We start from the raw sequence: 15,060 nt of genomic DNA, 5'->3' as shown, positions 1-15,060 counted from the left end.
TTTAGTTGGTTATCGATAATCGTTCTACAAACCAAGAGGCTCCTTCTCGAAGGTCTGCCTCTGTAAACCATGGATTCATAGTGTCGAAGTACTCCCATGTATAGCCCAGCAACTCCACAAAAGCTGCTGGCGCCATCAGCCTGCCATTTACCAACGTCAGCGGAAGGGTGTCCCGTTCTTCCCCGTTGACGAGTGCCTTGGTTTCCTCGGGGCGTACATGGACGATCGTATTATTCGCCCGGGCGGTTAATGCACCGTTGTCCCATTTCAGGTCTGCCCCAAGGTTCCTCAGCGCCGATACAGGAAAATAGACCGTATCGTTATGCTTGATGGGCTCGCCGACGAGACGTTCCGGCCGGGCGGTCTCCGCCGTCCAGACACTGGCTGCCGTGAGCCCCACGTTCATGTTGATGGTCGTCTTGCCCGCCGGCGGCAGCTTGGGGGCTACATCGGTAAAGTACCGTTCCGGGCTTACGGTCACGTCAGTCAATGCCCAATGCCTGCTCACATCCTGAGCTACCCTCTCCCTCACATCCGGAACGGCCAGCCAAGGCTTGCCGTCAACAGAGATGACTTCCATGTCGGGGTAGTACAACGCGCGCCAGCTAGCATGATAGAGAATAGCCTGGGGGTCTTCCTGGTTCGAAGGCTCTCGCCCGTCCGTGTAGAAAAAGGTATTCCCGTATCGCGTAATCACTGACCTTCCGACCGGTACATAGTCTGGAGTCCACCTTCTGTCCGGCGCTTTTTCCGCCCTAGCGATCGTATCCTGACGGGCAGCATCGTCTCGCCAGGCATATGCGGCAGAGGGAACCAAAGAGCCCACCAGCACGGTTGCAACCAGAACGGGCGCCAGACGGGCTTTGATCTTCTTGTTCATTACAACAACCTCCTTGCTTTGCTTAGTTGCGCCTTGCCAACATTGTACAATGAGACAATCTTCTTTTTCAATCAACTGGGCCAACAATCAGACAAAACTTACCAATCGAAAAGAGCGGAAAAATACACGAAATTGCACCACCCAACGGCTCCCACAAAAACGCCCGGCGCAAGCGGAACCAGTGACGAAGATTCATCGCTGTTATCTCTCTGCCACCATCTCTTGATCCGAGCATCAACCAGTGAAAGGATGGAGCCAATCAGGAATACGGCCAGAGCATTATAAAGGCCGACCAACGCCGTCATACCGAGCAGCATTTTACCATCGCCCCCCGGCAACAGAGCGGGCCTGTCAATCAGAAAAGGCAACAACGTAAATACCAAAACTAGCAACACTTCCTCCAACCGAAAGGGGTTTCCCGCAAGCAGTGCAAGAGAAAGGCCCACCCCGGTCATACCGAAGGTGAGCCAGTTGGGAATCCTCTGTGTACGGGCATCGTGCCAAGCGGCCACGGCCAACGATATAAGGAGTATAGCGCAAGGGATTTCAGCCATCATCGCGCTGGTCCTCCATCCAGGAGCGTCATATTGAAAAACGCCAGCAACAGCGGGAGCCCCACAAGCACTACGATGTTCAGCACCATCATGGTCGGAAAGACCGGGGCCAGTTCGGCTTTTTTCTTCATCCGGCGCGTCTCCTCATGCGCCATATCCCGTTTGATGATATCCTCCAGCTTTTGGAGCATCTCCAGCACCCGCCCGGTGTACTCGCTTTGCCCAAGGGCCAGGGCAAAACTGTCTACCTCCGGCAGGTCAATCCGCCGCGCAAATTCCTCCAGGCGGTCTTTCAGCACTGGCTGGGCGATGTACGTGGATGCCAACCGGGTCAGTTCGTCCCGGAAGACGCCTTCCTCCACGGAGTCGGGCAGGGACAGGAAGATTTCCCGCCATCCAAGGCCCTGTTCCACACCCCGCTGCACCCGCCGTAGCATGACCGGAATCTGCGGCCGGATTTCCTGCGCCCGCTTTCTGCGCTCCCCCCGGATGTACAGCGCCGGTATGAAGAGAGCAAAAGCCCCCATCGCGAACCCCTGCCGAAGATCCGGTTGCATCAAAACAAGAACCGCTCCGAAAGCCACCGCCGCGGCCTGATACATAAGATACTGCTTAACGGTCCACTTCACGCCCGAGGTGAGCAGCCAACCCTGAATGGTATCCGAAGAAAACCGGCGCCGGAGGGATGCCCCCGGCGTCTGGAATAGCAGGCTTTTGCGCTCCGTCAATAGATAGGTGAAATAACCCAAGGCCACGGCGCCCAATCCTGCCGCGATGTACTGGTTCAAGCTGTTCCCTGGTTTCCAAAACCATAACAAATCGACTTTGTATCGGTTCTGACACGCTGGCGACTACCTCAGCGTGGGAGATCTCACAGGATTCGATCTCCTCGGATACAAGCCATTGTACGCCATCGGGTGTTGCCACCGCCTCCCCTACCGAGGATAGGGGAGTCCACCACGGCGAGGGGTGTTACCCCTTCCTACAGAATACCGTCGTCTTCGCCTTTCACCGCGTGTACGAAGACAACCGCTTCGGTTAGGCTACCGTAAGTGCCAGTCCGAGGATCTCTCTCCGGTGTGACCGCCAAAACTCAGGCGTTGCACTTCCTTTCGTTATTAATTTGGATTCTTTTTCGATCCGCTGATGGATCAACGACCACCGTTTCCATTCGGTAGTTTTTTTGAATGTGGGAAGGAATCGTTCCAGTAAGAGTTTAGGGACTTTTTCCCGCATCCCATACGCCCTTCGGGCGATGACCAGGGCCGCCCCGTGGTGAACGTCGAGCCCATATTGGTGGGTGTACTTGTACAAGCCGATCTTCGACGTGAATTGCGGTTTCACTTTCGTATACTCAATGCCGCTTCGGATACAGGCCGTTTCTAGCACCGTGAGCATCTTTCGATAGATGAACTGGTGTCGGATGCGCGAGAATTTGCGTTGGGTGTCGGTGTCTTGCTCGAAATTTAGATCCTCAAAGGCCACGCCGCATTGGTGATTCTTCGCGTATTGAATGACTTCCCGTACCATTTCGCCGATCAAATTCTCCCGGCGATTCGATCTCGCATAGGTCAGTTCATGACGGGCGATGTACGTGTGATCACGGTAGTTTCCGGTGCGGTCGATATGGGTGAGGGCAAAGCCGTCGGGGTTCGTATCGATGCCGACGAGGCCCGCATGCCCGGTGTATTCGACCGGGTACGATCGAACCGCCGCTTCGTCAAAAGTGACATGGACATAGTAGCGCCCGTGCCGCCGGAGGATTTCGACCTGGTAGGCATCGCCCGTTTGGAGATAGTCGATCAGCATCTGGCGGTAGTTGCGCCCGTTGATCATGCCTGTCTTTTTGGATTTCTTCTGAGCGACGTAGAGCGGTACGGTGATTTTTACCGCCCGACCGGAGGCGGTCTTTTGGATGGTACTGATCTCTAATAAAAACCGTTCATCGAGATAGCGAATACGAAGGTTCGGGTTGCCCTTCTTGGTTTTGTCGCCACGGGCGTAAACCCGGTTGGAACGTCGCTCTCGCCACTCTTCGATGGAGATCGTCTTGGCGCACACCTGATGGAAGATTTTCTTGCCGCCAAAAACCACCGGAGGAATCCTGTTCGTATCGAGAAACTTCTGATACTCATCTCGCTTGCGAAGGCGCTTATCAAGTTTGGAAAGAAGGGCCTTGCGTTTCCTTTCGGACTTCACATGAGGGAGTTTCTTTTGAATGGCTTCGGCTTTTTTGGCATAGTTCTTTACGTATTCGGGAAGAAGTTTCTTTTGGGAGAACAGCATTTGGCGGGCGTCTTCCACGGCATCCTTGGCTTGGCGGATATTCAGGCCGTAGCGAGAAGCCACATCCTTTTCGATCTCGCCGACGGGCATATTTCCTTCGATCAACCGTTGGAAGCCGTACCGGATGGCCGATGAAAAGATTCGCATCAGATCATCCAGCGCGGTTTTTGCCTCATCCGAGAGGGCCAGAATCTCGCCACGGGTGGTGATTTTCATTGAGGGGGCACCCCCGTCCCTTCCGATTATTTTCTATAGTATCGTTTGAAAAAGTCGATTTCTATAGGCTGGATGATTTGTTACGGTTGGTTTCGTTTAGTGATGATTTTAATAAACTGTTTCAACCTCCCATCGGGCAAAGCGATAGGTGAAGTACATAGACAGCGTGGTGTTGACGATAATCAGGACCACCGCCGTCTTTCCGAGGCTTGTCGTGGTCAGCAGTTTCATTAGGTCGGGGTTGGTGGAGGTCATGTAGAGGAACATTCCCACCGTCACTGCGAGAAAGACCCAAGCCAGCATGATGTTCGAGCTGTTTTCCGTTTTGTAGCTCTCCGCTCGGTTGCTCTGACTGATGGCCTCCTCTACATACACCCGGATGCAGGCGGCCATGTTGCCGCCGTATTCGACGATATGGCCGTAGTCTTTCAGGAACTCGTTCAGCAGCCGGTTGTCCACCCGCTCCTGGGTGCGCCGCACTGCCTCGGACACACTGACCCCCGCCTGAATCATCCCCGCCAAGTTAAAGGTAAGACTGCGCAGCGGTTCGTCCAGATAGACCGAAACCTCTTCCATAGCTGCCACAGGGTTTCCGCTGGCCTGCTGGTGATTCAGGAGAATCAAAAAGAGACGGGGGAGGCGCTTGACGATTCTCTCCCGGTTCCACCGGAGTTCCATCTTGAGTGCATGAAAGACCAGATAGCCCACAATCCCCGCCATGAGCAGCGCCGCCAACGGATTGTTCATCCGATGGTTCACCTGCCAGCCCACCGCACTACCAAAAACCGTGCAGAGGAGCAGGAAGACCCACCCGGGAATGGGTCGCCCGCCGTACTGCAGCAGACGGGACTTCAACAGCATTCCTTCCAATTCGGCATAGGCCGTTCGCCACCGGGCAGGGGTCTTGATCTTTGGCATCCACACCGTTCGCCTTGGCTCCATGAGCAGCCATACCACATACCCGGCAACCAGGGCGGCGACGGCAGAAATAGCCACACGGCTCATTGGCCTCCCCCCTGTCGAACAAACTTCCGCAGACGGAGCTTCCAAGCAAAGTCGGGGGTGGGCTCGAAATACTGGTGAATCGGTTCTCCGCTCTGTTCGTCTACATCCAGCCGGTACAGGTGATGGAGTCGGACATTCTGCCCGTCCAGGCCGACCACTTCTGCGATCTCAATGATCCGAAAGTTGTCCAGATGGATGGCCACGTCGACCGTATCGACGATCATCTTGAGGATCTGATCAAAGGTCAGCGGCGTCTCGGCATAAAGGGCCATGAAAGCCGCCTGGTGAATCGCCGTCTGGATGTTCCGGGCGTGCATGGTCACCGCGCCGCCGTCATGGCCTGAACCGAAGGCCCGGATGAGGCTTAGCGACTCTTTCCCTCGCATCTCGCCAAGGTAAATTCGCTTGACTGCCGACCGCATGGCCGTTCGTGATATCAGATCGCTAACCTCGACGTGTCCCTTGAGCGGTCTTCCGCTCTCGTCCACAAGCCGGTTCTCCTGCACCTGCAGGCAGTTTTCCCGCCGTATGGGCGCTTCCCGCTCCGTCTCGCAGACCATGATCCGCTCCGGGGGAACGCATTCGTTCACGCCAGCCGTAAACAACGTCGTCTTTCCGGAGCCCGTCGGGCCGGAGATGAGCAGGTTGAAGGGATTTTCAAAGAGCATCCACAGGGTTTTTTTCAATTCCGGCGGAAACATCCCCAACTCCTCTAACTGATCCATAGTGAAGAGTTCCTCCGGATGCTTTCGGATGCTGCCCCAGGGATATTCGGCCAGTGGAGGCCATCCGATGCTGATGCGGAGCCGGTTTGCGCCATCCTTCAAATCAAGCTGGTTCCGGGTCGGGTCGACTGTCCCGCCCAGCCGGGTCACGATGGTCCGGATGAAGTTTTCATAATCCCGTTCGTTGAAGGTGATGTTGGTTTTCACGTCATACCGGCCCCGTATCCGCTTGATCACCTCGGTCGGCTTGTTCAAAAAGACATCGGTAACCTCGGGGTCTGTAATCAGTTCGTGGATGGGACCGTACCCAAAAAGCCGTTTGTAGGCGTCCTGACGGATGACCTCGTGGGACATGGGCAGGTTCTTGTCCACCGCCAGGTCCCGAATCGCCCTGTCAACCAGCGGAAGCGCCGCTTCCGGCTCGATGGTTCCATCAAAGATACCCTTGAACAGACGGCTATGTTCGGAAGAAACATGGGCCACGACGGCAGAAACAATTTCCTCCCGCTGCCGGCCCCAGCTAGATAGATCGAAGCACGGCGAGGAACCGACGCGCGCCTTTTCCCGGAGCGATACCAGTGTCACCTTTCCCACCCTCCTGTTGACCGGCAATTCGGGAGATTAGTTCCTCCCCAAAGGGGGACCACCGCTCTGGCGCCTCGTCCAGCCTGCGCATGTCGATATTAACGGTGCCATGGGTTGGCTCCACCCGGTCTGTGTTCACGGCCACGGGGATAACCGTTTGATCCGTGTCTGCATTCACCTGGGCGATTTCCGAGAAATGGTCCCGGTTCAATCTATCAGCCCAGGCGGCCTTGTAGGGCATGATGATATGCGTGGCCGCCTGCAGGGAGGCAAAGGTCATCGGCAGGATGCCGACCGGCGAGGTGTCCACCACAACCGCAGGGTACATGCACCGCACCTTTCGGAAGAAGGCACTGGCAAAATCCTCGCTCATGCGGCCTAATTCAGACAACTGGGCATACCCGGAGATAAACTCCCCGCCGGACCAGCGACAGACTGCCCGCCGGATATCGGCCTCTTCCACTTCCCTCCCCGCTTCATACAACGGAAGCAGGCTGGCCAGCCCCGTTTCCTGGCTCCAGTTCATCCGGCGGGTGATCTCCGCCGTACTGCCTCCGTCCACTAGAAGCGTAGGATATCCGCTCTGTTGCAGGCGTTGGGCGATCTCGATGGCCAGCACGGACGTGTGCGTCCCGGATGGCGAGAAGACAGAAACAAAGATGCCGGACTGTTTCGCGCATTCCACACCCAACAACCGGCTTGCCTCTTCCATGGGCGTCCTGCCATTCACGATAATCGCCCATCCGTTGTGATTCAGTTTCTTTTCCAGTCCCTCTTCACCGCGTTCAAGAACCGCGATTCGTTTCGCAGCCTTCACCGGGCGAACCCTGTCAAATAGTTCACCAGGGCTCCATGGGCCGGACAGGCGGCTCGACAGCATCAGAATGTCAACTGGCTCCACATCTCTTTCACCGGACAACACCTTCATCAGCAGCGCCTGGCTTCCCGCCGTCCAGGAGACCGGCACACTCGGAAAGACGGACATAAACTCTTCCAGCCACGGGACGGCCAGACCCACACGACGGGGCGCGGCGCTTTCTTTTTCACTTCCAACCCACTGCAGCAATGCACCTCACCCCTCTTGCTCCGTATGTTCTGCGCCAGCCTCCATAACGGTAACCGGGCTGCCATGGGCGCCATAGCCCACCAGACTAATTTCCGCGCCCGATTGCATCGTTTTGCGGATCTCCAGGGCGGTTTCGAGGGAGGGAACTGCCACTTCCACAACAGCGGGCGTCAATCCCGCTTCCTTGTTCGGCGTCCCGTCAGCTTGGAAGAGGTTTCTTCCCTCCTTGCCGTACACAGCCAAAACCCTTGTGCCTTTGAGCAGCACACGACTGTCTCCCTCTTTGCGGGCCGCCAGGATATCCACCACGTCCCCCGGACGGACACTCGTACCCACCGTTACCATTGTGACCCCCAGACGCATCACCCGCGACTCGGCGGGCAATGCCGGGGTGGAAGACAGCCGCGACGCCCGAACCGGCTCGTTGACCGCCATTTCCACCCGAACCGCCTTGCCAACGGCGTCATGAATCGATACGACTGCATCACCGACCGAGACTGATTCCGGAATACGGATCGTCCTGAGCATGGAAGCCTCCAATGTTGTTCCCGCTGGAATAGGTCGGGCCGCCACCACAGCGTCTTTCCTAATCTCCACCTCCCGGTAGCTGTCGGTGGTGACTGCGTAATAGAACCCGCCGGCCGCTACCGTTCCCGCCAGGGCCATGCGTAGGACTTTGCGGATCTGCAAGCCATTCAAACCTCCTTCATGCGCGAATTTGATATTCCCACTCATGAAAAAAGAAAAGGGCGGGAAAACGCTCCCCGCCCCCTGTCTCTTCTCAATTAATTGCTCGGATTGACTAGCTTGGTATCCACTTCAGCCGAGATCGTATCGGACGTTTTGGTCAGGGCGTTGTTCAGGGAACCGCCCAGGTCACTCAGTCCAGAGAACAGTACGAGAACCACAAAGACGATGATGGCGACAGTCTCAATCGAAGGGCCTCCCTTTTTGTCCAGGAACCACTGATGAAACCGCCCGCGCAAGGACGATTGCCCGCCCTTGTTCTTCATATTGTTTTGCCCCTCTTGATTCATCTCTGAAAAAACCTCCTGCCTTTTCGTTATTGCGGCACAAGACTCATGGCCGTGCCAACCCAGTACCAGAGTCCGCCGGTGATAATCAGCGCGATGAACCCCATCACCAGCGCACCGATGCCAGCGGCCCGCAACGCATCAAACCCCAAGAGCGATCCGACGACAGCGAAGCTAACCCCCGCCAGAATGCCGATGACTGCCACGATCCCCGTAACTTCGCTCAACCCGGCAATGACGGCGGTTCCCTTATCGGTCACCTTGGAAAAGCCTTCTTCAATGGTGACCGGACGGTATCTCCCGCCGGACGCCTTCTTCAGCATCTCCTGCGTGGGATCAGCGATCTTTTTCGTCGCTTCGGAGCCAGTAGCCGTTTCAGTCGACGTTGTGGTTGCCGCCGTGGACGCTTTTGCATCGTCAGCAAAGACAGGCGACATGGGGATTGCCGCCAGCATAAATGCCAACAGCAAGACAAGTCCTGCTTTGGTTCTCAACCTTTCACCCCCTCTGTGTGATATCAGCAGCCCGGCCATCGCCGCACTTGTGTAAATACAATGGCCCCCAAAAACAACGCCCCTCTGCGGCCAATACTTCCGCAGAGGGGCGTTCATTCTCAGTTGCAGTTTGTTGTTCCCATACTGACTGGCGCGCCAAACAGCAATATCTCCGGGTTCAGCGTGTTTCCAAGGTACCCGTTTCGGACTTCCAGATGCAAATGGGGACCTGTGCTCTTGCCGGTATTCCCGACCGTCCCAATGGGCTGCCACGTTTCCACTCTTTCATTTTTTCTAAGGCTGTCAGCAAAGCGTTCCATATGGGCGTACACCCACAGATTGCCGTCATCCCCCCGGATCACCACTTGGTTTCCGTAGATGCTCCCGTCGTTATGATAGTGCCCTCCATCAAGGAGAATCACCTCCCCGCCGACACAGGCGACTATAGCGGTTCCGGCAACTGCCCCAAGATCCAGACCATGGTGGGGAATGCCTTTTCGCATTCTTCCATAGGTATCGGTTACAGTCCAGCATCCGGCGATGGGAACCGCGTACTTCCCGGCGCCATTGGCCTCCTGCCAACGGTACGAATTGGCCAGTTGCTGCACCTTCTGGACATAGGCATCGCTGTTATTGTACACCCACAGCGCCTTGGGCAGGTTTTGGCATCCGGCCTTGGCCAACTCAGCATTGAGGTAATTGGCCGCCGCGTAGATGGCGTCTTTCGGGCTGTTAGGGTCCGCTTTTCCGTCTCCATCGGCGTCTACGCCGAACTTCGACCACGTAGAGGGCAAAAACTGCATCATCCCCTGACCGAGTTCCCCCGTGTGATTGGGCGGGCCTTCCCCTGTAGCGCGAAAGCTGTTTTCAATCTTGGCGATGGCGGCCAGGACCGCCCAATCAACAACGGGCTTTCCCGATTCATCGTGGCAGAGCGCGTATTTATCCGCTGCGTCCTGAAACCAGGGGATGTATTCGGGGGGGATCTCCGCCATCCAGGCGTCCCGGATAGACTGGATGTACTTTTCCCGGTCGAGTAGCCACGCCAGCCACGGCTTCTGCTCCGCCACACCTTCGGCGGCCAGGAGAGTCAACTGCCGGATAACTTCTGCGCTCTCCGGTTTTTCCTGATACCATTCAAGCAGCGCCGCATCAAGCCGCTTCCACTTTGTTTCCGGCACTTCCTCAATTCCTACCAGCTTGTCGTAGGTGATCGAGCATTTCCCCGAACTCTCCGTAACCCTGACATAGGAATGAACGTAGGTGGCCTTATAGGTATCCGCCATAATCAGCAGGTACACAGACTCGGTGTCGCAGGACGAGCCACCGTCTGGGTCCGGGCAACAGACCACAATGGTGGACGGTTTGTAGAGAAAGCGGGGAGCAAGTACAGCGGCCTTCTCCGTGGCTTTCGGTGAAAAGGAAGTGCGCTTTATCTGCATCTCGTACAGGTCCGCAGCGTACACCATCGGCCAGTCCAGGTAGTAGCGGTTCTCCAATGCCCCCACTGAAATGGGCGGGAGCGTTGTCAGTTTTCCTTCCACGTCAGCGTGCTTGTTGACTTCCTCGGCGGTATCCGAGTACATCTTGGCCACAGCCCGGTCGTCCTCTCCCTGCACGGTCTTCGAGTAGTTCAGGTCACCCGAGGCCACCACGGCGTACACGCCCAACAACAGGATCACGATAAACAGTGCAAAAAGGGCTGGCAGGCCGATCAGACCTGCCAGCCACAGCGCCGCCTTTTTCAGCGCCAACTTCGTCATCTTTCCAAGTATCCTGCCGCCTGTCCGCACAGCGGCGCTTCCTGCCTTCCACCCGGCCCGGACAGCCGCGTTGGCCGCGCCATTGATCATCTGCTGCGTTTGTCGTCCGGCCTGCTGTTCGTCCATCCGCCTCCCCCCTACTTAAACCGGTGTGTGCTGTCCAGCGGCAGTCCGGTATTCCGATAAGAGCGTTCCGCCTTTGGTGTCGGCGGTCTTCCGTTTGCCGGTCCCGCTGGTTTTTGAGATACGGGACCGCTATTCGGCAAAGAGGATGGGCCGTTTCCAGGGTTGGAAGGCCGAGACTGCTGAGGCCGGCCCGCTTGTTGTTTTTCCGGCGCATTCTGCACCGGGGCCGACAGGTTCGCCGGAACGTACCGGCTCATGTCCGTTCGGTGGGTAATCTCCGGCGATGGGGCGGGCTTGGGCCTTCCGCCACCCCGGAATGTGAGGGATGCAGGCAACGGATTTGCCCCGCCTGACGGCACAGCGGCAAGTGTCTCCGTCTGTGCCGAGATGGGATGCTGCGCTTCTCTCGCGGCTTCAATCTTCTGCGAAAATGCGCTGACCCTCGCCTGCAGTTCATCTGGCCCCATCGGCGGTGACGGGGGCATTGCGTCTGCACCACCGATTCCGCTAAAAATCCGCTGGCCCGCCTGCATGGCGGCGCTCATTGGCCGCTCTGCGACACGCCCGCCAAACTGCCCCAACTTCCCGCCCAGTTGACCTCCCACCATTGCCGACTGCGTTCCCCCTGCGCCGCCAAGAGCGGAACCGGCAAGGGTTCCTGCCAGCCCTCCGGCAGTCTGCCAGCCGGACGCATCAGCGTCGATCCCCAGGGCGCCCCGCAGGGCTTCTGAACGTCCCGGCGGATCGTCCGATCCGAAGAGGGAGCCCTGATAACCTTGTGACCCTCCCGGCGCTGCGCCGGACCGGATCTGCCGGTATCGTTGCGCAATCCCGCCAGCCGTGCCAGCCATGCCACCGACTGCCCCGCCGATCCGCGCTCCAGCGTTGCCCATCATCCGGGCCACCTGCGCCCCCGCCGGGCCAAAGGCTGCGCCAACCACCGTTCCCATGCCGGTTCCCATCATCCCGCCGATTTTGCCACCGATGGCAGCCCCCCAGCCTGCTCCCGCGTTCCCGCCAGTCGAACCTGCGCTACGCATAAAACCTGCATCGCTGTTCGGGAAACGGTTACTTTCCAAGGAAAGGGGTGAGGAAAAACGAAACCCCGCCGGACTCCCCGCGAATCCGCCCGCCAGTGTACCGAGGGCGCTCATGGCCCCCGCCCCAATGGCCGTGGCGGTTGCAAGCCCTGTGGCCGCCCCCAGGCCTCTGCCCGGTTTCACCCCGGCCACTTCCAGAAAGGATACGGTGAGCGCCCGCATGAACGTGGTGATCAGCATCAGCGCCGGGACAATCACGAAGACATACCACAGGGCGCTTTTCCCCGCGAGGAACATCGTCAGGATCTTGAGGGCGGCTGCATGGGACGCCGACATCATGCCGTAGCTGAACAGTTCCGCCATCCAGGCGATGAAACCTTGGCGGGACTCCCCAGCCCAGCCAACCGCCGCCAGCGGCGCGATGACCCACAGGGTATAAAGCATGATGTCGCGGTTGAAGTAGAGGAAGTTCATCATGATTCCGAAGACCACCATGACCAGATTCGTCAGGGCATAGGTCAGGGGGCTTTGCTGTTCCAGTTCCCCGCCCTTCGGTCCCATAAAGGTTCCGTAGTTCAGGGAATTGCTGTTGATGTCCTGGACGAAGACGTTCACTAGGTACTGATCCAGGCTGAAGATCATCTCGAAGGCAACGGAAGACAGAAAAAGAAGCGCAATGGCCAGGAAGTGATCCAGCAGCGCTCCAAGGGTGTTTGCCCGTTCCCTAGGGTTGGTGGCCGCCGATGTGGCCAGCTTCCGTCCCTGATTGGCGATGCTCAGGGCGATGAGGATGGTGGCGAGGGCGATCAGGCTGTATCGCACCGGGGCTGCCGCCGTTACGGCGGACTGAGGAAACCATTCACCCTTTGTAATCAGGCGTCCAATCGGCTCAAAGCCGAAGATGCCAGAACCAAGGGCGTCGGCAACCCCCTGCACCACCCAGGCCAGCATCTTTTCGAGCATAATCGGCGCGCTGTCGGCGGCGAATGCCGGTGTGGCGACCATCACGAAGGTGGCGGTCAGGATAAGGGCCTTACGCGCTTTGCAGGGATTCATGAGCGTCACCAGCCGGATTCGGCGGCGTCGTGCTAAAGAACTCCAGTTCTTCAGGGGTACACACCACCTCTACGGCAAGCTTCTCCTTGTCATGCTGCAACAGGCCTTCCCCTTTTCCGCAGGCCATCAAAAACTCCCGTTCGCCCTCGGTGAGCTTGAAGACATCACAAACCGCATCAATGTCAGTATCCGCCTGCCGCATCAGAAACCGTGTGGCCGCGTTGGTGAGGACCGCCTTGCCCTTGGGATTTTCCACAAACTCGATAAAGGACTGGCTGGCCACCACCAGCGACAGGTTCCACTTTCGGCCCCTGCGCGACACGAGCTCCAAAAATGCGGCCGTTTCGGTATACCGCATCAGTTGCCACGCCTCGTCGGCGATAAACCGTTTGCGTACCTCCTTGTTCCGCTTCGCCCACGTTTCCCATAACCAGGTCGTAATGATATACATGGCCAGCGGACAAAGAAAGCCTTCCCCCAGCGGCTTTAAGCCAAAGCCGACGATGGGCACCCCTTTGACATCAATCTCCGAGGTTCCGTCGAACATTCCCCATGTGCCGGAACGCAAAAAGGGCTTCAGGATGATCCGAAGCCGTTCCGTTCCCGATTTCTCGCAGAGCCGTCCATAGACATCGGAGATGGTGGGCATCGTCTTGCGACGGTAACCGATATGGTAATCATCCGGGTGTTCCTCCAAGAGGCTGGCAGGGTCTTCGGTGATGCCGAAATCGTCGCGGTACGTCTCCAGCACCGCTTCGGCGATTAAGGCCCGTTCCTCGCTGGATACGGGGTCCCCATGCGTGCCCATGGCCATGATGGTAAAAAGGTCGGTCACCTGATCAGCCTTTTCCATGACAGGGACGAAGAGGCGGCCCGTATCGTCATCGGTGTCAGTCTCAATCTCCAGCGGGTTGATGCCTGACGGACGCCCAGGAAACAGCGTGATGTAAGCCCCGCCCGCCATCAGGGTGGTGTTCTTGTACTCGCCCTCCTTGTCCAGGATGACCGAGTGAATGCTGTCGATGGCCCCGCGGTTGATGATCGCCTTGACTGTCACCGACTTGCCCGCGCCGGACGTGCCGATGATTACCATGGAGTAGTTCTGCCCCTTGAATGTGTCAAGGAAGATGGGGGCGCCGGAATGGACGTTGCGACCCAGGAATATCCCCGAGTCGTGACTCAATTCCGGGTTGATGAAGGGAAACATGGAAATCGCCCCGCCCATGTTCAACGTCCGGTACACGTCCATGACCTCGTTCCGGCCCAGCAACAGGCCGCTCCGAAAGGCGGCGGCCTGACGGAGAAACATGGGGCGAATCTCGATTCCCCGCCCCGCCATCCGTTCTTCCAGCACAAGCGATTTCCGGTCCAGGTCTTCCGGTGAATGGGCAGACAGGGTAATGATAATCGTCGTGTAAAACAGCTTGTCCCGTCCCGTCTGAATCGCTTCCCGCAGCGCCCACAGGTCATCGCGGGTCGATGTCAGGATCGACAGGTTGTAGATGTCGCCCCGCTTCTCTTCAATGAGCCGCTGGGACTCCATCCGCGTGATTTCCCGAGTCAGCTGGTCCACCGAGGTTTTCCCGTCCACCGGGTACAGATGGATGGACATGTCCACATCCCCAAGGCCGTACACGCTTTCGAGAAAGCCCACATGGACCACGCGGGGCAGTTGGACAACGGCAAAGGCGCGGGTGAAGCGCCGAATCCCGACCTGTACATAGGTTTCCGTCTCTTTGTACCCCTCCGGGGCGATGAGGTCATTAATGGAGGGGACGCTGCCGACGAGGCTGGGGCCAATGGGTGGACCGGTTTCGTCATCGTCATTCGTTTTTATCGCCAGTTCCTGTTCCTCTTCCCGGGTGGTTTCCCGTGGCGCCGCCGGTTTTTTTGCCATCCGCTGGCGTATCCATTTAAACAAATGTATTCCTCCCCCCCTTTACGCCTCTCGTGTAACGACGAGGTTCATGTAACCCAGTTCCTCGGCGCGAGCAGGTCCCGGCGCGTAGGCGGCCCGGTCCTTGTTCTGGCTGACATAGAGGACATCGAGCAGTTCCCGCGTACCAAGGACACGGCATTTGACTCGAATCCGCGAGAGGGCGTCCACCGTCACCTGTGCCAGCCGGTTCAGTTCCGAATAGGCTTCCTCCGGCGTGTCCTTCTTTGTTGAGATGACGATATAGTTCTTGCGAACGAGGGTGGACCTCTGGGCGCTCCAGTCGTCCAAAAA

The 15,060-nt window shown here is 57.7% G+C and carries 14 protein-coding genes; all 14 read right to left on the bottom strand.

Annotated elements, in window-relative coordinates:
- Window position 1: 1 nt before the first annotated feature.
- Window positions 2–880, bottom strand: a complete 879-nt coding sequence (locus tag GTO91_RS15765; protein ID WP_161259689.1) for a stalk domain-containing protein — start codon at window positions 878–880, stop codon at window positions 2–4.
- Between the two features lie 98 nt (window positions 881–978).
- On the bottom strand, window positions 979–1,437 hold the full coding sequence (locus GTO91_RS15760) for an A24 family peptidase (RefSeq protein ID WP_161259688.1): 459 nt from the start codon (window positions 1,435–1,437) through the stop codon (window positions 979–981).
- Window positions 1,434–2,222 carry a hypothetical protein gene (locus GTO91_RS15755; RefSeq protein ID WP_161259687.1) on the bottom strand — a complete coding sequence of 263 codons (789 nt, stop codon included), beginning with the start codon at window positions 2,220–2,222 and terminating at the stop codon, window positions 1,434–1,436. The genes GTO91_RS15760 and GTO91_RS15755 overlap by 4 nt, the downstream gene beginning before the upstream one ends.
- 250 nt (window positions 2,223–2,472) lie before the next feature.
- Complete coding sequence (locus GTO91_RS15750; RefSeq protein ID WP_170294281.1) at window positions 2,473–3,936, bottom strand: IS200/IS605 family accessory protein TnpB-related protein; 1,464 nt, start codon at window positions 3,934–3,936, stop codon at window positions 2,473–2,475.
- 108 nt (window positions 3,937–4,044) lie between these two features.
- On the bottom strand, window positions 4,045–4,941 hold the full coding sequence (locus GTO91_RS15745; protein ID WP_161259686.1) for a type II secretion system F family protein: 897 nt from the start codon (window positions 4,939–4,941) through the stop codon (window positions 4,045–4,047).
- On the bottom strand, window positions 4,938–6,251 hold the full coding sequence (locus tag GTO91_RS15740) for an ATPase, T2SS/T4P/T4SS family (RefSeq protein WP_161259685.1): 1,314 nt from the start codon (window positions 6,249–6,251) through the stop codon (window positions 4,938–4,940). Before GTO91_RS15740 ends, GTO91_RS15745 begins: the two co-directional genes overlap by 4 nt.
- The gene (locus GTO91_RS15735) at window positions 6,187–7,317 is read right to left on the bottom strand and encodes a P-loop NTPase family protein (RefSeq protein WP_161259684.1); all 1,131 of its coding nucleotides are present in this window, start codon (window positions 7,315–7,317) and stop codon (window positions 6,187–6,189) included. Before GTO91_RS15735 ends, GTO91_RS15740 begins: the two co-directional genes overlap by 65 nt.
- Before the next feature lie 6 nt (window positions 7,318–7,323).
- A complete protein-coding gene (locus tag GTO91_RS15730; protein ID WP_161259683.1) occupies window positions 7,324–8,007 on the bottom strand; it encodes an SAF domain-containing protein in 684 nt (227 codons plus the stop codon).
- Between the two features lie 95 nt (window positions 8,008–8,102).
- Window positions 8,103–8,354, bottom strand: a complete 252-nt coding sequence (locus GTO91_RS15725) for a Flp family type IVb pilin (protein WP_161259682.1) — start codon at window positions 8,352–8,354, stop codon at window positions 8,103–8,105.
- 26 nt (window positions 8,355–8,380) lie between these two features.
- On the bottom strand, window positions 8,381–8,845 hold the full coding sequence (locus tag GTO91_RS15720) for a hypothetical protein (protein WP_161259681.1): 465 nt from the start codon (window positions 8,843–8,845) through the stop codon (window positions 8,381–8,383).
- Between the two features lie 119 nt (window positions 8,846–8,964).
- Window positions 8,965–10,734: a peptidoglycan DD-metalloendopeptidase family protein gene (locus GTO91_RS15715; protein WP_161259680.1), complete on the bottom strand. Its 1,770-nt coding sequence runs from the start codon at window positions 10,732–10,734 to the stop codon at window positions 8,965–8,967.
- A gap of 11 nt (window positions 10,735–10,745) precedes the next feature.
- Complete coding sequence (locus GTO91_RS15710; RefSeq protein WP_161259679.1) at window positions 10,746–12,830, bottom strand: hypothetical protein; 2,085 nt, start codon at window positions 12,828–12,830, stop codon at window positions 10,746–10,748.
- Window positions 12,808–14,751 (bottom strand): VirB4 family type IV secretion system protein, encoded by a 1,944-nt coding sequence (locus GTO91_RS15705; RefSeq protein WP_161259678.1) that lies wholly within the window; start codon window positions 14,749–14,751, stop codon window positions 12,808–12,810. The genes GTO91_RS15710 and GTO91_RS15705 overlap by 23 nt, the downstream gene beginning before the upstream one ends.
- 18 nt (window positions 14,752–14,769) lie before the next feature.
- Window positions 14,770–15,060, bottom strand: a 291-nt coding sequence (locus GTO91_RS15700) for a hypothetical protein (RefSeq protein ID WP_161259677.1), incomplete at its 5' end; no start/stop codon positions are given.

It is taken from the genome of Heliomicrobium undosum (genome assembly GCF_009877425.1).
GTDB classification, from domain to species: domain Bacteria; phylum Bacillota; class Desulfitobacteriia; order Heliobacteriales; family Heliobacteriaceae; genus Heliomicrobium; species Heliomicrobium undosum.
The sequence above is the reverse complement of the archived record's forward strand: the minus strand, read 5'-3'. Positions and strand labels throughout refer to the sequence as shown.

Coding starts and splice junctions, on each gene's coding strand:
- GTO91_RS15765 (WP_161259689.1), bottom strand. CDS start 880: ATGAACAAGAAGATCAAAGCCCGTCTGGCGCCCGTTCTGGTTGCAACC.
- GTO91_RS15760 (WP_161259688.1), bottom strand. CDS start 1,437: ATGATGGCTGAAATCCCTTGCGCTATACTCCTTATATCGTTGGCCGTG.
- GTO91_RS15750 (WP_170294281.1), bottom strand. CDS start 3,936: ATGAAAATCACCACCCGTGGCGAGATTCTGGCCCTCTCGGATGAGGCA.
- GTO91_RS15745 (WP_161259686.1), bottom strand. CDS start 4,941: ATGAGCCGTGTGGCTATTTCTGCCGTCGCCGCCCTGGTTGCCGGGTAT.
- GTO91_RS15725 (WP_161259682.1), bottom strand. CDS start 8,354: ATGAATCAAGAGGGGCAAAACAATATGAAGAACAAGGGCGGGCAATCG.
- GTO91_RS15715 (WP_161259680.1), bottom strand. CDS start 10,734: ATGGACGAACAGCAGGCCGGACGACAAACGCAGCAGATGATCAATGGC.
- GTO91_RS15710 (WP_161259679.1), bottom strand. CDS start 12,830: ATGAATCCCTGCAAAGCGCGTAAGGCCCTTATCCTGACCGCCACCTTC.